The organism is Pseudomonas sp. PA-5-4B (assembly GCF_021606215.1).
GTDB classification, from domain to species: domain Bacteria; phylum Pseudomonadota; class Gammaproteobacteria; order Pseudomonadales; family Pseudomonadaceae; genus Aquipseudomonas; species Aquipseudomonas edaphica.
On the sequence record NZ_WKDB01000018.1, the window covers coordinates 46,065 to 62,269 of the forward strand.

General features: G+C 57.0%; 20 protein-coding genes and 1 pseudogene. 10 read left to right on the forward strand and 11 right to left on the reverse strand.

What is annotated here, in order from left to right; genetic code table 11:
* Positions 1–25: 25 nt before the first annotated feature.
* Positions 26–442 carry a winged helix-turn-helix transcriptional regulator gene (locus GIW28_RS11280; RefSeq protein ID WP_017138750.1) on the reverse strand — a complete coding sequence of 139 codons (417 nt, stop codon included), beginning with the start codon at positions 440–442 and terminating at the stop codon, positions 26–28.
* 99 nt (positions 443–541) lie between these two features.
* Here GIW28_RS11280 and GIW28_RS11285 point away from each other — a divergent pair, with 99 nt between their 5' ends.
* The 5 genes from GIW28_RS11285 to pcp all read left to right on the forward strand — a co-directional run bounded on the left by GIW28_RS11285 (position 542) and on the right by pcp (position 5,088).
* Positions 542–1,663, forward strand: a complete 1,122-nt coding sequence (locus GIW28_RS11285; protein WP_017138751.1) for an NADH:flavin oxidoreductase — start codon at positions 542–544, stop codon at positions 1,661–1,663.
* A gap of 444 nt (positions 1,664–2,107) precedes the next feature.
* Entirely contained in the window at positions 2,108–2,533 is a 426-nt protein-coding gene (locus tag GIW28_RS11290) for a GNAT family N-acetyltransferase (RefSeq protein ID WP_017138753.1), read from the forward strand.
* Between the two features lie 242 nt (positions 2,534–2,775).
* Positions 2,776–3,492 carry a DUF969 domain-containing protein gene (locus tag GIW28_RS11295; protein WP_236447873.1) on the forward strand — a complete coding sequence of 239 codons (717 nt, stop codon included), beginning with the start codon at positions 2,776–2,778 and terminating at the stop codon, positions 3,490–3,492.
* Positions 3,489–4,439, forward strand: a complete 951-nt coding sequence (locus GIW28_RS11300; RefSeq protein ID WP_236447874.1) for a DUF979 domain-containing protein — start codon at positions 3,489–3,491, stop codon at positions 4,437–4,439. The genes GIW28_RS11295 and GIW28_RS11300 overlap by 4 nt, the downstream gene beginning before the upstream one ends.
* A 7-nt stretch (positions 4,440–4,446) precedes the next feature.
* Complete coding sequence (gene pcp / locus GIW28_RS11305; RefSeq protein WP_236447875.1) at positions 4,447–5,088, forward strand: pyroglutamyl-peptidase I; 642 nt, start codon at positions 4,447–4,449, stop codon at positions 5,086–5,088.
* A gap of 15 nt (positions 5,089–5,103) precedes the next feature.
* On the opposite strand, the gene GIW28_RS11310 is transcribed toward pcp, so the two are convergent.
* From GIW28_RS11310 to GIW28_RS11325, 4 genes are all read right to left on the reverse strand, one after another.
* Positions 5,104–6,504, reverse strand: a complete 1,401-nt coding sequence (locus tag GIW28_RS11310; protein WP_170037997.1) for a heavy metal sensor histidine kinase — start codon at positions 6,502–6,504, stop codon at positions 5,104–5,106.
* Complete coding sequence (locus tag GIW28_RS11315) at positions 6,501–7,172, reverse strand: heavy metal response regulator transcription factor (protein ID WP_017138758.1); 672 nt, start codon at positions 7,170–7,172, stop codon at positions 6,501–6,503. Before GIW28_RS11315 ends, GIW28_RS11310 begins: the two co-directional genes overlap by 4 nt.
* Positions 7,173–7,214: 42 nt before the next feature.
* Positions 7,215–7,475 (reverse strand): DUF2790 domain-containing protein, encoded by a 261-nt coding sequence (locus GIW28_RS11320; RefSeq protein ID WP_058419832.1) that lies wholly within the window; start codon positions 7,473–7,475, stop codon positions 7,215–7,217.
* Between the two features lie 110 nt (positions 7,476–7,585).
* A complete protein-coding gene (locus tag GIW28_RS11325) occupies positions 7,586–8,356 on the reverse strand; it encodes an alpha/beta fold hydrolase (RefSeq protein WP_236447876.1) in 771 nt (256 codons plus the stop codon).
* 221 nt (positions 8,357–8,577) lie between these two features.
* On the opposite strand from GIW28_RS11325, the gene GIW28_RS11330 reads away from it, so the two are divergent.
* Positions 8,578–9,255 (forward strand): HAD-IA family hydrolase, encoded by a 678-nt coding sequence (locus tag GIW28_RS11330; RefSeq protein ID WP_099549912.1) that lies wholly within the window; start codon positions 8,578–8,580, stop codon positions 9,253–9,255.
* Positions 9,256–9,274: 19 nt separating this feature from the next.
* Here GIW28_RS11330 and GIW28_RS11335 read toward each other — a convergent pair whose 3' ends face one another.
* The 3 genes from GIW28_RS11335 to csrA all read right to left on the reverse strand — a co-directional run bounded on the left by GIW28_RS11335 (position 9,275) and on the right by csrA (position 10,333).
* Entirely contained in the window at positions 9,275–9,571 is a 297-nt protein-coding gene (locus tag GIW28_RS11335; RefSeq protein WP_017138762.1) for a hypothetical protein, read from the reverse strand.
* A gap of 94 nt (positions 9,572–9,665) precedes the next feature.
* The gene (locus GIW28_RS11340; RefSeq protein WP_017138763.1) at positions 9,666–9,929 is read right to left on the reverse strand and encodes a hypothetical protein; all 264 of its coding nucleotides are present in this window, start codon (positions 9,927–9,929) and stop codon (positions 9,666–9,668) included.
* 209 nt (positions 9,930–10,138) lie between these two features.
* A complete protein-coding gene (gene csrA, locus GIW28_RS11345) occupies positions 10,139–10,333 on the reverse strand; it encodes a carbon storage regulator CsrA (protein WP_003192511.1) in 195 nt (64 codons plus the stop codon).
* A gap of 262 nt (positions 10,334–10,595) precedes the next feature.
* On the opposite strand from csrA, the gene GIW28_RS11350 reads away from it, so the two are divergent.
* Positions 10,596–10,961, forward strand: coding sequence for an SPOR domain-containing protein (locus GIW28_RS11350; RefSeq protein WP_017138764.1), 366 nt, complete (start codon positions 10,596–10,598; stop codon positions 10,959–10,961).
* A gap of 31 nt (positions 10,962–10,992) precedes the next feature.
* On the opposite strand, the pseudogene GIW28_RS11355 reads toward GIW28_RS11350, so the two are convergent.
* Both GIW28_RS11355 and GIW28_RS11360 read right to left on the reverse strand, forming a co-directional pair.
* A pseudogene (locus GIW28_RS11355) lies at positions 10,993–11,319 on the reverse strand (endonuclease); the annotation flags it as partial.
* Positions 11,320–11,755: 436 nt separating this feature from the next.
* The gene (locus GIW28_RS11360) at positions 11,756–12,217 is read right to left on the reverse strand and encodes a helix-turn-helix domain-containing protein (protein ID WP_236446467.1); all 462 of its coding nucleotides are present in this window, start codon (positions 12,215–12,217) and stop codon (positions 11,756–11,758) included.
* Positions 12,218–12,374: 157 nt separating this feature from the next.
* On the opposite strand from GIW28_RS11360, the gene GIW28_RS11365 reads away from it, so the two are divergent.
* From GIW28_RS11365 to GIW28_RS11375, 3 genes are all read left to right on the forward strand, one after another.
* Positions 12,375–12,746: a DUF6957 family protein gene (locus tag GIW28_RS11365; RefSeq protein WP_236446466.1), complete on the forward strand. Its 372-nt coding sequence runs from the start codon at positions 12,375–12,377 to the stop codon at positions 12,744–12,746.
* Positions 12,747–12,953: 207 nt separating this feature from the next.
* The gene (locus GIW28_RS11370; RefSeq protein ID WP_236446464.1) at positions 12,954–13,247 is read left to right on the forward strand and encodes a hypothetical protein; all 294 of its coding nucleotides are present in this window, start codon (positions 12,954–12,956) and stop codon (positions 13,245–13,247) included.
* A 90-nt stretch (positions 13,248–13,337) separates the two neighbouring features.
* Positions 13,338–13,721, forward strand: coding sequence for a hypothetical protein (locus tag GIW28_RS11375; RefSeq protein WP_236446462.1), 384 nt, complete (start codon positions 13,338–13,340; stop codon positions 13,719–13,721).
* A gap of 291 nt (positions 13,722–14,012) precedes the next feature.
* Here the strand turns inward: GIW28_RS11375 and GIW28_RS11380 are convergent, their stop codons facing one another.
* A complete protein-coding gene (locus tag GIW28_RS11380; RefSeq protein WP_236446461.1) occupies positions 14,013–16,172 on the reverse strand; it encodes a YecA family protein in 2,160 nt (719 codons plus the stop codon).
* Positions 16,173–16,205: the final 33 nt, after the last annotated feature.

Here is a 16,205-nt window from a genome sequence, read left to right on the forward strand (position 1 = left end):
CACTCCCGCCGCCATCGTTATGCTTTTACCCGTCGTGCTGCTGCTCTTCTGCAAGCTTATCGAATGCCGCCTGGGCGTTCATCACAGCTTCAGAATGTTGGAGCGTCCACCTATATAACGCACGAAATGGCTCTTCCAGCGTATGCCCCAGGTCCGTAACGCTGTACTCGACCGCGACTTGAGAAGAGGGAATGACGCGGCGCGACAAAATGCCATTGCGCTCCAGGCGACGCAGGCTTTGCGTGAGCGCTTTTTGCGTAATGCCGTCGAGTCGACGTTTGATTTCATTGAAGCGCAGCGGGCTTTTACAGAGCGTTGCCAGTATCAATACGGACCATTTGTCCGCGATCTGATCGAGCAGTATCCGGCTGGTGCAATCAGCGGCGTAGACGACTGGAGGGTTCTCGTTTTGCCCCAACGCCTGAATAGCTTTTTCCTGCATGTAGTTTCCTCGGGTATACCTGAGCACTTTTAAGTGCCTTATTGATATTAGGTATACACCTTATACCATGGAGTTTCCTTTTGCTCGGAGCATCTCTCAATGAGTTCTACGAATCTCGACTCTCTATTTCAGCCGTTCACGATCAAGTCCTTGACCCTGAAGAATCGAATTGTAATGGCGCCTATGACGCGCGCTTTCGCCAAGGGCGGTGTGCCTGACGAACAAATCGCCGCCTATTACCGCAAGCGTGCGGAAAACCAGGTCGGGTTGATTCTGTCTGAGGGGACTGTGGTGGATCGTCCGGGCGCTCGTAATATGTCGCGGATTCCGTTTTTCCATGGCGATGAATCACTCGCAGGCTGGAAAGCAGTAATCGATGGTGTTCATCGCGCCGGTGGCAAAATGGGGCCGCAGATCTGGCACGTCGGGGCCGCGCCCAGTTTCCAGGAAGACTGGGCGCCCGCCGGTGGGTTTGAGAGCCCGTCGGGGCTTGCCGGTCCTCAAAAACCACTGGGGCAGGCCATGAATGATGAGGCGATTGCCGACACCATTGCGGCGTTCGCCAAGGCCGCTGCTGACGCCAAGCGGCTGGGGTTTGATACCGTCGAAATACACGGTGCCCACGGATACCTGCTGGACCAGTTTTTCTGGACAGGTACGAATGAACGCTCCGACCACTTCAACGGCGCAACGATCAAGGAGCGCTCACGGTTCGCGGCGGAAGTGGTCAAGGCCATACGCGCAGCCGTAGGGCCGGATTTCCCGGTCATTCTGCGTCTGAGTCAGTGGAAGCAGCAGGATTACAGCGCCCGTTTGGCTACGACGCCTGAAAGCATGTCCGATTGGCTGGTGCCACTGGTGGAGGCCGGTGTGGACGTTTTGCATTGCTCTCAACGGCGCTTCTGGGAAGCCGAGTTCCCGGAACTGGACGGCGAGCAGGGTCTGAACTTTGCCGGCTGGGCCAAAAAACTGACGGGCGCTGCGACTATCAGTGTCGGCTCTGTGGGGTTGTCCGGCGACTTCCTCGGCGCCTTCAGCGGCGAAAGCTCCCAACCGGCAGCGATCGACAATTTGGTGCAGCGATTGGAGAAAGAGGAGTTCGACTTGATCGCTGTTGGGCGAGCACTGCTGAGTGACGCGCAGTGGGTGAGGAAAATTCGAACGGGCAATTCGGCCGACTTGAAGCCTTTTGACGTAAAAGATTTGGCCGAGCTGGCCTGAGTCTCACACTTCTGACACGTGCAAAACCTTGAGTGTTGAAGGGCTCACCGAAAGGTGGGCTCTTTTTTTGGCTGGAATTTTGCCAATACCTGCCCATACCGCTTTGCGGGTTACTGCGCTGAGAACTGCTAGCAGAACAGCGTAGCCACCGATAACAGGCAGATAATCTGTGCAAACATCTGGCACCGTATCTCACCATTTGTTGTCGCCATACTCGTTTGTCCGGCGTACATAGCGGCTGCCTCCATCGGCAATACTGCGCTGAGCGCTGCGCAGGACCGCGCAACACTGTATTGAGTATAGGTCTGGAACGAGATCCATGCTGTCGAGACGACTTAAGGTGATTGAGCGCCGCTGGGTTAATGAAACTGGCGCAGATCCACTCAGGTTTGGTGCGCCCAAGGCATACTGAGGAGCGATTGAATTCAACCCATGGAGTCCGTAATGGAATTGGCAATGGAAGTATCGTTCGACGTGACGGCGCAGGAGCGCGAGGCCATTCTCAAGCCGCTGCGGGCTTTCAACCGCAGCCACACCGGCCAGATGCCGTCCGAAACGGTCGGTATTTTGCTGCGTGATCCCGCTTCTCAAGAAGTAGTGGGCGGTCTTTACGGGGAGATTTCCTTCGGGTGGTTGTTCATTGAGCTGTTGAGCATTCCCGACCAGATGCGCACCCAAGGCACGGGCACGCGATTAATGCGCGCGGCTGAAGACTTGGCCCGTGAACGCGGATGCGAGGGCATCTGGCTGGACACTTTCAGCTTCCAGGCGCCCGGGTTTTATCGCAAGCAGGGCTTCACTGAATTTGGCCACATTGCTGATTTTCCGCCGGGCCATAAACGCCATTTTTTCCACAAGCGCTTGAGCTGAACTCCCTCAAAGCGCCGGGCCACCCGGCGCCCATCACCGACAAAATTTATTGGTTTGCAGCAACAATTTTTCTTGTTGGACACCTCCCGCCCCCAAGCAGCACAGTTGCCGCCACTGACGCTCGACCTCCCAGGTCAACAATAAAAAACCACGTCGGGCTGCACGCCACTTTCATGCTGTGAACCCTTTGTTCACATCCTGCCGTCATGGCGCCGCAGCGCGCATTCTAGGACTTAATCGTCATGCAAACTGTTGTGAACCTATGGCCGTTGATCGGCGTACTTGTCATCGTGGTTGGCTTTGTCCTGCGCTTCAATCCGTTGCTGGTGGTGACCGCCGCAGCCATTGCCACCGGGCTTGCCGCCCACTTCCCGCTGGAAAAAATCCTCGCCAGCATGGGCGAAGGCTTCCTTCAGACCCGCGCCCTGCAATTGATCCTGTTGCTGCCCCTGGCCGTTATTGGCCTGCTGGAGCGCCATGGCCTGCGCCTGCATGCGCAGAACTGGATCGCTCGCTTCGAGCGCGCCACCGTCGGGCGCTTGTTGATCATCTACCTGTTCGTGCGCGAGTCCACGGCCGCCATGGGCCTCACCAGCCTGGGCGGGCATCCGCAGATGGTGCGGCCGTTGTTGGCGCCGATGGCCGAAGGCGCAGCGGAAAAACGCTACGGCAAACTGCCGGACAAACTGCGCCACAAGGTGTTGGCCATGTGTGCGGCGACCGATAACGTCGGGCTGTTTTTCGGTGAAGACATCTTTGTTGCCTTTGGTGCGATTGCGCTGATGCACACCTTCCTGCTCGGTTCGGGGATTGATGTGGAGCCGTTGCACATTGCGGTGTGGGGCATTCCGACGGCGATTTGTGCGTTTATCATCCATGCGATTCGCCTGCACCGGTTCGACCGAAGGCTTACCCGCGACATGACGCCCGTCGCGACGCCGGTGGAGTCTGCGCAATGATTATCTCCATCGAGTACCTGTACTGGCTGGCCGGCATTCTGCTGTTGATTACCGCAGGCATGATCCTGCTGGATCGTACCCATCCCAAGCGCTGGTCCAGCGCGGCATTCTGGTTGCTGTTTGCCATTCCGTTCCTGGTCGGGGAGCGTTTGCCGCCGGTGGTTATCGGCGTTGGCGTGGTGGTGATGGCGTTGATCGCAGGTTTGGGCGGCGTGGGGCGTGGCGCGCATGCCCAGTTGCATGACAAGTCTGCCCGCGCCAGTGCCGGTCGGCTTGGCCACAAGCTGTTTATCCCGGCGTTGGCCATTCCGCTGACCACCGTGATTGGCTCGGTATTGCTCAAGCACACCGAAATCGGCGGCGTGCCATTGCTGGACCCGAAAAACACCACTTTTGTCTCCCTGGGCATCGGTTGCCTGATCGCCCTCGGCCTGGCCTGTTGGTTGACCCGCGACACACCGGTGCAAGCCTTGCGTGAATCCCGACGCCTGACCGAAGCCTTGGGCTGGGCCATGGTGCTGCCGCAAATGCTCGCCATGCTCGGCTTGCTGTTCAATGAAGCCGGGGTCGGCACAGCGGTTGCCCATGTCACCACCACCTATATCAACCTGGATTTCAAGCTGGTGGCGGTGATGGTGTATGTATTGGGCATGGCGCTGTTTACCGTGATCATGGGCAATGGTTTTGCGGCGTTCCCGGTGATGACCGGCGGTGTCGGCGTGCCGGTGCTGGTGGGCATCTACGGCGGCAACCCGGCGGTAATGGCGGCGATTGGCATGTTCTCCGGCTATTGCGGCACGTTGATGACGCCGATGGCGGCCAACTTCAATATAGTTCCGGCAGCCTTGCTGGAGTTGCCGGACAAGAACGCGGTCATCAAGGCGCAATTGCCCACGGCATTGATGATGCTGGTGGTCAATATTGTGCTGCTCTACCTGTTGATGTGAGGCGAGGATGAAAACGTTACTGTTGATGGGCTTCGAGCCCTTTGATCAAGACTCGGTAAACCCGTCCTGGGAGGCCGTGCGCCAGTTGGATGGGATGCTTTTGGGTGAGGGTGTGCAGATTGTTGCGCGCCGACTGCCTTGTGCATTTGCCTTGGTGGAGGAGTGCCTGGCTGAGTGGATCACCCAATTGCGCCCGGCGATGGTGATCGCCACGGGGCTTGGGCCTGGGCGCGACAGCATTTCCATGGAGCGGGTGGCGATCAACGTTAACGACGCGCGCATCCCTGACAACCTGGGTGCGCAACCCGTCGATACGCCGGTGGTGGTCGATGGGCCGGCCGCGTACTTCAGCACACTGCCGATCAAGGCCATGGTCAAGGCGTTGCGCGAGGCCGGGGTGCCTGCGGCGGTTTCGCAGACCGCGGGTACGTTTGTGTGTAATCAGGTGTTTTATCTGTTGCAGCACGCGCTGGCCGGCACGGACGTTCGCAGTGGGTTCATCCATGTGCCGAACTTGCCGGAGCAGGTGGTGGGGACTGGGCTGGCATCGATGCCATTGGTGACAACCTTAGAAGGCTTGCGCCTGGCGGTGCAGGTGGCATGGAACACACAGGTTGATGTGGTGCAGGCCGGTGGCCAGGTCAGTTGACCCGGCTCGCGGTGTTCAGGCTTCGCGCCTGGGGAAAAACAACTCAAAACAGGTCACTCCGGCCTCACTGGTGACCCGGTAGCGGCCGTTGTGCAGCTGCATGATGGTCGCCACAATCGACAGCCCCAGCCCATTGGACTGGGCCGAGCGTTCCCGTGACTCATCCACCCGGTAAAAACGCTCGAACAGGCGCGGCAAATGCTCGGCGGGAATCGTCTGCCCCTGGTTGCTGACGCGCAAGTTGATGCCCTCGGCGTCTGGAATGGCCTGAATCAGCAACTGCGAACTGGGTGCGCCGTACTTGATGGCGTTTGCACACAAATTTGCCAAGGCGCGGCGCAACAGCATCGGCTCGGCCCAGATCAGGCCTTCGCCCTCGGCCTGAATGTGAATATCCACATCGCTCGCCAACCCTTCGAAGTAGTCGGCTATACGCTCCACTTCATCCGCCGCACTCAGTTCCTGGCGTTGGCGCAGTGCGCTGGCCGGGTCGGTACGGGCGAGGAACAGCATGTTGTCGAGCATTCGTGCCAGGCGTTCGAGTTCTTCGACATTGGACGCCAGCAGTTGCTGGTAGCTCTCAATGTTACGGCTCTGTTGCAGGGCGACCTGGGTTTCCCCCAGCAAGTTGTTGATCGGCGTGCGCAGCTCGTGGGCCATGTCGGTGGATACCTGGCTCAGTTGTACAAAGCCCTTGGCCAACCGTTCAAGCATGGTATTGAAGGCGTCGATCATTGGCAGCAGCTCTTTGGGCGCGCCGTGGCTGTCGAGGCGTTCGGCCAGGTTGCCCACGCCGATACCCTGGGTGTGCACGGCCAGGCGCCGCAGTGGCACCAGCCCGCGGTGCACCAGCAGGTAGCTGACGATGGCGAGAATGACCGCGGCGATGCTGGCGAGGATAAACACGCTCAAGCGATAGCTGGCGAGCATCGCCGTGCGTTCGGTCATCAGGCGCCCGGTGGTGACTTGCAGGCTGCCCAGGTCGCCCGAGTCGATGGACGCGGCCACGGTGGCGAAAGGCACGCCATTGATACCGGGTAAATGGTGCACGTCGGCAAAGCCCAGTTCACGGTTGGTGGGCACGGGCGGCACATCTGGCATTGCAATGTTGCCCGGGTTTACCAGCAGCAACGGCTTTTGCCCCGGCGCCGCGATGCTCAGCACCGACTCGCTGTTGCCCAGCATGTTCTGGAACAGCTCTGGCTTGGTCTTGATCAGGTCCAGGGTGTTGCTGTCCTTGAGCAGGTTGCGCAACTGGTCGGCGCGATAAATCAGTGCGGCGTCGTCACGCTTGATCAGTTCACGCTCAAGCTCGCGGTACAACGCAACGCCCAAGGTGGCGAGCAGCGCGAAGGCGAGCAGGGCGAAGATCAGCGCCAGGCGCAGGGTCAGCGAATAATGGCGGCGAGGGTTCATGGCTGGGTGTCGAAGCGGTAGCCGATGCCCCGCACGCTGTGGATCAATTTGAGCTGGAATGGGTCGTCGATTTTCAGGCGCAGGCGCCGCACGGCGACGTCGACCACATTGGTGTCGCTGTCGAAATTCATGTCCCAGACCCGCGAAGCAATCATCGAGCGTGATAACACCTGGTCCTGGTGGGTGGCGAACAGGTGCAGCAGGGCGAACTCCTTGTTGGTCAATGTAATGCGCGTGCCGCCGCGGGTGACGCGGCGTTTGAGCACGTCGATCTGCAGGTCGGCGATGTGCAGTTGCTCTTCTTCGCGACTCGGGCCGCGACGCGTCAGGGTACGCAAGCGCGCGACTAGTTCGGCGAAGGAGAAGGGCTTGATCAGGTAGTCGTCGGCGCCCAGTTCCAGGCCCTTGATGCGGTCGGCGATGTCATCGCGGGCAGTGAGGAACAGCACCGGCGTGTCAGCCTCTTTGCGCAGGCGGCGCAGCACTTCCCAGCCGTCCATTTTCGGCATCATCACATCCAGCACGATGACGTCGAAGGGCGTTTCCAGCGCTTGGTGCAAGCCGTCTACGCCGTCGCGGGCAAGGCTCACCGAGTAACCCAGTTCCTGCAGGCCATTGAGCAGGTAATTGCCGGCCTTGGGTTCGTCTTCGACTACGAGGATGTTCATGGGAAGTGCCCTGGTTCGCTGCGTTGCGCAAGTGTAGCCGGATCAATTGTCACTGGGGCAACCGATGCCTTGCACCTGGTAGTCCAGCACGTGTTCACGGTCTTGGGAGTCGAGGTATTTGAGTTGCGCCGGGACGATCCCGCATTGGCCGTAGGTGTCGGTGCTCGACAGCACTTTAGCCACGTCCAGGTGCACGAAGAAGCCGGTTTTGTCGTGGATCACGTTAGCGTCAGGGGCGGTGTCGGCAGCGAACGCAGAGCCGGTAGCAAGCAAAGCGGCAAAGCCCAGGATAAACAGTTTCATGGCAGTAGCTCTCTTTAAGGGTTGGCTGCCGGGGCTGGCAGTGAGTTCACAGTAACCAGGCACCCCAAACAGCCAGCCAACAGGATGATGACAAGTTTGTAATGCGTGGTTTAAGGCTGGCGGCCGGACGCTTCGAGGATCAGGTCAGTGATTGCCTTGGCGTGGGACACCAGTGACAAGTGGCTCGACGGCAGTTCGATGGTGGTCGCGTTCATGCGCTTGGCCAGAAAACGCTCCAGGTCCGGGTTGATGGTCTGGTCATTGCTCGACACTGCGTACCAGGACGGCTTGGTGTGCCAGGCGGCATTCACCGTGCGGCCGTTGAAGAGGGTCTTGGCGATCGGCTGTTGTACGGCGAACAGCTGCAGGGCTTTGGCGCGCGGCACGTCAGCGGCGAAGTACTTGAGGAAGGCGTCCTGGTTCAGCGTCAGGTAACCGTCGTGCTCGACGACACCGGCGCGCACCGGCGTGCTGGGGTATTTGGCAGACAGGGCGACGAAGTCTTCGTTGGCGTCCGGTGCACGGGCGGCCACGTACACCAGTGAGCTGACCTTGGGGTTCGCCCCGGCGTCGCTGACCACGGTGCCGGCGTAGGAGTGACCGACCAGCACGGTAGGGCCGTCCTGTTGGTCCAGCACGCGGTTGGTGGCAGCGACGTCATCGGCCACCGAAGTCAGTGGGTTTTGTACGGCGGTCACATGCAGCCCGGCGGCCTGCAGGCGCGTGATCACCTCGGACCAGCTCGAGCCGTCAGCCCAGGACCCGTGCACCAACACCACATTGTTGGTCTTGATCGGCGCGACAGTGCCGGCCATGGCGGTGCCGGTGCCCAGCATCAACAGGCTGGCGGCGATCAGGCAGAGTTTGCTGGCAGGTTTCATCGTGCGGCCCTTCATCATCAGTGGGAAGTTGTGCCACCCGGTGTGGGTGACTGACGACGCCACTGTATGAAGCGAGGGTGCTGACAAGCCTTACAGGCTCATTACAAACCTGTCATTCAATCGCAGGGGCCGCCAGATACCGCTGGCGTTTACAAGCGAGGAGGTGACCCGTAGATTGCATCGGGCCGATTATTTGTTACCGCCTATGAGGAAGCCACGCAGTGTCCATTCGAGGTCCAGCCGTATTCACCCAACGTTATCGCGCCTTCCTGTTTGATATGGATGGCACCCTGCTCAACTCCATTGCCGCCGCCGAGCGCGTGTGGAGCATCTGGGCTGAACGCCACGGTCTGGAGGTGGCGGCGTTCCTGACCACCATTCATGGCGCACGCGCCATTGACACTATTACTCGCCAGGCACTGCCAGGCGTGGACCCCGAAGTTGAAGCACAGTGGATTACCGAGGCCGAAATCAACGACGTCGAAGGCGTGGTGGCGATTCCCGGTGCTGTCGGGTTTCTGAATAGCGTGCCTGGCGATCAATGGGCACTGGTCACGTCTGCGCCCAAGGCGCTCGCGCTACGACGCCTGGCTGCGGCCGGTATTACGCCCCCAGCCGTGCTGGTGACGGCCGAGGACGTTGCCAGCGGCAAGCCCGATCCCGCCTGTTACGTGCTGGGCGCCCAGCGTCTGGGTGTGCCGGTGCAGGATTGCCTGGTGTTCGAAGACGCTTCGGTGGGGATTCGCGCCGGGGAGGCGGCCGGCGCGGATGTGCTGGTTGTAACCAATACACACCTGACGCCGATCGTCACGGCGCATGCCTGCATTAACGACTATCAGCCGCTGCAGGTTCTGCGCGATGCAGAGGGCACGTTACGCTTGCAGCGCCTGGAAGACTGAAACGAAAAAGCCGAGCCCGTTATTGGTCTCGGCTTTGTGCGCAGGAAGGCGAGTCGGGTGGCGCCTGCAGTCGGCTGCTCTTGATGCCTTGGCGCGAAAGCACCATTTCCCTGAGGATTTCATTGGCAAGCCGGGCAATCGCCTCGGGGCCATGGTAGTGCGCGCGCACGATGCCGGTAATCGCGAAATGGTCGGTTTCCGGACCACTAAGGATGGCGGAAAGGGTGCCGTCAGCGTGTAACGTACAGGTGATCGCATAGCTGGGCAAACGCGCCGCCAGGGCCGCTTCGATTTGAGATTTGCTGAGGGTATCCATCTGCGTCAATGCCTTTCAGAAACCGTGCAAGCCCAAGCATAGATCCTGCCGCCGACCTGTAAATACCGGCGATCTAATAGCAGATTAGCCGCCATCAACGTGCGGTTTTCGGGTGCTCACGTTGCGCGGCGCGCTGGCATAATTTGCGCAAAATGGCTTTCTGGATAGGCTGCAGGCAGAACACGAACAGGTAGCCGCACAAGAAGAGTGTAAGTTCCATCGACGAACGCTTGCCGGGGTCACTGACTGTTTCGATCTCGAACTTCACGCCATATCCCAGCACCACGAAGGCCAGCCCTATCAGCAGGGCGATCCCCCAAGACTTGGAGGCAAGCGGTTGTTTTGCAATCGGTCTCATCGACGTGCTCCTGAACGCACACTGATGGTAGGGTTATAGTCAGTGGATTCGGCCGCGAATTACGCAACAAGTTCCAGTCGCCAAGACAGTTTTATCTTGCAGCGTAGCTGAAAGCATAAAGCACGCCGATCATGCAGGAAGCGCGAGTGGGCGGAAGGGTTTTCGCCAGCCATCACAATGAACGAAAAGGCTGGCTACTGAGTGAGGCGTCAAGGAGTCTGGTTTTTGTCCGGAGCTGTCAGGCCAGCCTGAATGCGCTGGTAGATCTCCTCGCGATGCACGGCAACGTCCTTGGGTGCGTTGATGCCGATTCGTACTTGCTGGCCGCTGACGCCCAGGATGGTGATCGTGATGTCATCACCGATGTTTATGCTTTCACCAACTTTGCGGGTGAGTATCAGCATGGACTTCTCCTTGATTACTTTTAAGGACACATGTTTCAGACAGGGCAGGTGTCGGATGTGTGTAGCTTACTGCTAAGCGCTTCCCTGTGACTGCCTCTTTTAGGACGCATAGAGGCGACATTAATTCCCATGGCGGCATCATACAGGTCTGCGATACATCATTCGCATTGTTTAAGCCAACGTTTATGACGGCCAGAATAGACAGTGAATGATAAAGTTGCCTCTTTATCCTTAAAGGAGCAGGGCTGTGCGTAAAGTAGCGATGGCAATTGCGGTGTTGGCGTTGGCCGGTTGCGGTGAAGGTAAACCGGTTGACGCCCCCAAGGCCAAGCCTGCCGTGACCGAGAGCCAGCCACAAACCGGGGCGATTGCCGCTCAGGAATGGGATGTGTGGGTAGGCCCGCCGGACCATAAGCTGCAAGCAATCACCGACCTGACTGCCTGGTTGCTCGAACATGGTTTCAACTTCTATATCGTCAAAACAGACGGCAAGGACGAGGTGTATCTAGGCCCGTTCGCGAGCAAGGCCGAGGCTGAAGCCAAGCAGGCGCTGCTGACCGAAAAGCTCGCACGGGCCAAGAAAAACGATACCGAATCAGAGGTTATCGAGCACAAGGTCGCGCAATAACCGGCAGGGTGGGCGGCAACTCCGCCCACGCTCAACCGCAGGTCTTCAGGTTTACCGGGCCGACGAACTCGTTACCGCGCCCCATCACACACGCCACAGTCTGGTTGCGCTGGCGCTCCCAGGGTTGCACCGGATAGGTCTTGTTCCAGGCTTCATACAGCTGGCGGTCCTGTTTTGACAGGCGCAAGCCGTATTGTTTGCTCATGTAAAAATACGTTCGGGCGATCATTCCGCGAATAGACGGGCGGGGCATGACTTTTTTGGCCTTGAAATCGACCTGGGTCAGGCATGAGCCGTACTGCCCGCGTTGCGCCGGCAGCCAGCCAAAACTGAAGTTGTTACGGTCGCCATTGACTTGCTTATCCGATAAGACACCGCATTGACATCTGTACTGAGAATACATAAAACCTAGAAAAATCAATGGTTTTAGTCGGGTTTAACGTGTCATATAAATCACCAAAATCTTGTCAACGTTGACATTTTGACCCTTCAGCGCAGCCGAATTTATATCCGACGAACGGTAGGGCTGTATTCGGATCCGGATGTACGTCCGTTCAAAAATGAGCCCATCCGACTCCCGCATCTGTTCATATCTCTGCCAGCGCTTTCCACTCCGTCCGCACAGATTTATCTAGGTGAACCCTGCCTACGTCGCCTGAAAATGTCCCCAATTCCACCTGATGAGAATGCGAGTTTCGGTCGACGCAACCTGACTATGCCCCTATTCGTTCCTGAGGAAATGATGGTGAAGCGGCTACTGATTCCACCACCACCATCATCTAACAAACAGAAACTCAGCCGTCGGATTTTCGATTCCAAAGCCGGCGTAGTGTGGATCCCGGAATTCCGAGCTCCTTCGCTGCCTGCGACTGACTAAATCCTCGCGCTTTCAGATCCTGAACCGCCACCCATTTTTTGCGAGCCTCTTTCACCACCGCTGTCGTCAGAGGCTGAGGTTCGGTGGGCAGTTGAACGTCTGCGAGACTCAGGGTTTCGACTTCGGCCAGAGAAGCCAGGAGAACCTCACGCACTGTGCGTTTTTCGTGAGATGCGACAGCAAGTGCGAGAAGAGTGATGGGCTCTACTTTGAGGGCAGCAGCGATCTGAACGCTCATATCGACTGTGGCTGAATTCTTGGCGAGTTCGAGGTTACTTATGTTTGCTTGCGTCAGTGAGCCAGCGAGGTTTGCCTGGAGCAGCCCTTTCTGAGTGCGTAGCAGTCGAAGCACTGCCGCGTAGGAGTGGCGCAGAGACATCCAATGATCCCCATAAAAGCAGACGGTATGCCGTGTTTGCCTGCCGCCACACAAACATATATATTTGTATAGGTGGCGCTTTGCTCCTGAAGGCGCTTTAATTTACGAATATTGTCGAGATAGGCGGTGATGGGTGGTTAGTCCCAAGGAGCATGGTTTGCTGGGGGAGGAGGGTATTGAGCTGCAAGGTTCCGAACTTACCCTTGACGAAGCGCTGGCGTTGGCCAGAAAGCGCTACAGATGGATGCCCCTATGCGCCGTCGAGGAGTGGATCATCCTAGACGCCGTCGTCACCGACGAAGAGCGAGCCAAAGTAACCGCCGCAGGCTGCCAGCCAATGTTTATGTTTGCCCACAAAGTTGTGGAGGATGAGCAGAGGCGTTTCGAGCCTGGCCACTGGGTCAGGTCGAGTATGGGGACTGCGTTCAACGACGGTTTTCTGTTCGAAACTCGGAATTCCGTCTACGTGCTGCTGGGCCCAGGCCATCGTAAATCTGCTTCTATCGAAGCGATATTTTCCCTTTTCTGATTACCCACCGTTTCTGCTGGGCAACTGACGTGCTCCAGCAGCTTGAGGCGACACATGTTCAGAACCTTAGACAGCGACCTGATAGGCGTCCCAGGAATGTTCGGGGAGGGCGTGTCCCATTGGCGCGGAGTCTCAAGGCTGCTCCGAACGGCTTGGTACCACTTAACCCTTAGCGTCGAAAACGAGGGTCGGTTCAGCGAGTGCGCGATGATGATTGACGACACCCATCAGCTTCAAAAAATGTTGGTAAGCCAGGGTGCGGATTTAGCTATTACCGAGATTATGGCTGTGACGCCATCTTGGATGAATAAGTCCGGGGGCTGGCAGATGGAGCGGTTAACCAAAGTGTCCGTTGGGGAGGACGGGTCTGGTTCTGAGGTTTGCTTGCTGGAAGTGGCCAAGGGAGCGGTGTATCACACCTCACACCAGCGAGACTTCAAGATTGAAGGGCTGGCCAACCTGAGGCCCGTCTTTCTCTCAAGCATGATTCGATCAGCCTGAAATTTACCAGTAATTTCCCACGAAACCAGCGCCTCTGGTTGCGTGCGAAATTCCTGATAACTCCATACAGAACGCAACCGGAGCGCAGCGATGCTCGACACCATAGATGTAAATTTTCACGGAAAGCGCCATACAGATTTCGATCTGAAGCGAATCTTAAAAGCTCAGGAGCAAGGTTTTGATATGCCTGTCACCGCCTACCTTTGTGGAGTTTCCATCAGGTCGCGTGCAGGTATCGGTGTTGTTTTTGGCCACAAGCGGAAAGACCAGTATGGGCGGTTCGGCGACGGCCATTTGATCCGCACTTCTGATGTTCTGAAAGTCGAACGTGAAGGGCGATTTTGGGTGATGACAACCGTGAATTCGCGTTATGTACTAGCAACGTTCCAACGGGATAATGGACGTGCAAGCCTCCGCCAATACCTACGACTGTCTAGTGGTCAGCATCATCTATCCCCGAACCTGCTGCAATAAGGCGTGCCTCCTATCATCGGACTATGACTAAAGGATCCGGAGATTGTATGTCGAGAATGTTGATGAGAGCGGGCGAAACGATCTGTATTGCATCAGGTGTTGATGACCTTCCTGTTTCGTAATCGATAGCTATTCACATCCCTTCCGTTTTGGGCTTGCCCCAGTTGGGGGCTGGCTGGCGTTACCAAACCCTGACTGCACCAGGTTTTGGCCCTATGGGCTTTCATTCTCAAGCCTTTGGCCCCAGAGGGCCGGCGCGCTCTGCTTGCTTTAGGCAGTCAATGAGCGCTTTTATAGGCAGCACCTCTTGTATTTTGAGCCGCTTCCACAAGGACATTGGTCGTTGCGCCCATGTCTCTTTGGAACCAATGCTCTCTCGACCATTTTCATTGCCGAGCCCAGCGATGAAGATGGCTTCATTGCCTTCGTCAACTCATCCATTTCTGACGATTGCTCCCACGGAAAATCGAGCGTGATACCGAATTGAATCTCCCCTTGAAGCCCCACTGAAACTCCAAACCAGTTCGCGGTTCGCTGAGCGTATTTGCGTTTCGCACAATGGAGTTCCAAGGTTCTGACGGCTGCTTCACTAGGCGTCGGGTTGCAGTGGAAACAGATGCCAGTACCTGGTTCAGTCATCCCAAGTACGAAGTCATGTCGCTGACCATCCATCTTTCCCATCTTGGTCAGCCCATCAATAGCCCGATGAACCGTATTACATGAGTCTCCGTCCATGGAAAGAAGCGTGAAGCCCAATTCTAGTACCGCTGGATGGGGGCGGCGCTCTATCTGCTCAATCAATCGCTCGTAGTATGTGCCCTTCATCTTGGTCAAAATTCCTGGCGGCACACACTGGCCAGGAAGGCCTTCACGCCGAACAGTCATGGCCGTATCTAGGTCGGCTGCGATTGAGTCTTCCAGCATCACTATATTGTATTGCTCGTCGAGAAAGAGGTTGCATCGAAGGTGGTACGCAAGAGCGGTGAGCTCATGCCCCATCATCAATTTTTGTGCCGACTCTAGCCGCATACGGACGTAACTAATGAAGCGCAATGGCGTATCCAGCATTTCTGCTAGGACATCCAGCAGGAAAACGTCCATCACGAAAGGGGGACGGATGATCTCATCGGCAGAATATTTGAGGTACTGGCTGACTTGAAACGCCAATGCGGGGTAGTGGTCGGATACCACGCAGAATGGATAGATCTCCTTGATCGTCTCCGGGAGCACGACAGCTTGGCCACTATCATTTTCTAAGCGACATTTGCCTGAGAGGATGGCCGCCGCACACTCAGCCCCTTGGTCGTAGGCCTTTTGAATCGCTGCGGCAAAATCAGCCTTGATCTGTCCGTCGCTACCTTTGCGGGCAGCAAGAGTTAACTTTTTGGCTTTTGCCTGAACGATGATAACTCGGTCACCAAAGATGACCAGAACGTCCGCCTCGGCGACAATCCGTTTGCCCTCGTAGAGATTGACGTTTGTGTGAACATTCGCTTTTCCGAAAACCGCTGCCAGGCGACGCTGGGAGAATTGTTCAGTGAATGCGCCTCGATTGTCGGACGCTTGTTGTCTGTAAGCTTTATCCTGGTGCATCCAGAAGAAAGGTGACTCGTACAGCGCTTCATAGATCGCGTAATGAGAGAACAGTAAGACCGAATCCCGCCCTGTCGGCAGCAGTGGGGTTGCAGCTACCTGATTAAAGTCTCCCACTTCATTAAATTGGCCATTATCGCCACTGAAGGTTAGAGCTTTGAAAACGGCTTCAACAACAGCGAGCTCTTGACCAGAACGCGCAGCGATCTCTTGTGCGGTGAACTCGAAGAGTGCCAGCACCGATGCTGCAGGTAGCTCCCCTATCTTGGCTCCGCCACCTACTTGCGCTCCTTTGGTCGCCCTGACGTCCATCAATGAACACATTGCACTCGCCACTTGCAAAGCCTGTGCACTGCTAAACGCCATGGCCCGAACCAACCAGTCATCATCCTGGGCATGTTTCTCAGCAAAAAAATCTCGATACTGGAAGCTGTAAGCTGACTCGGTGCCATAGAAAATCGGCTCCTTCATCATGGCGCCTTTCCAAATGTCACTCATGGCGATGCCTTGCTGAGCTTGAGGCATAAGCTCGCCGATCATAAGGCCGGTCATTGCGTCGTGAAGCTCACTCATCAACTCATCAGTACGCGAGGCGTAGCTTCTCAGCGTGGCTTCATCAACTTCAGTTAGATCTAGAGGTTGACGCGACATCAACCCCAAGATCGTAGTTATTTCATTCCGATTGAGCCTTTTGCGGTCGAAGAGATGCTCAATATCAGAAGACTTATGCTCACCTTGAAAAGACACTAAGTTGTCGCGATAACAGATGCCAGCAATGGCATGAGCGTACCCTGGCTTGGCCGCCAGAGCTGCTAAATCATCAATGACGTCAGCTTCGCTTCGGTGCATGGGATGCATGGCTGATACCCTCAGAACTTATGATTTATGAAT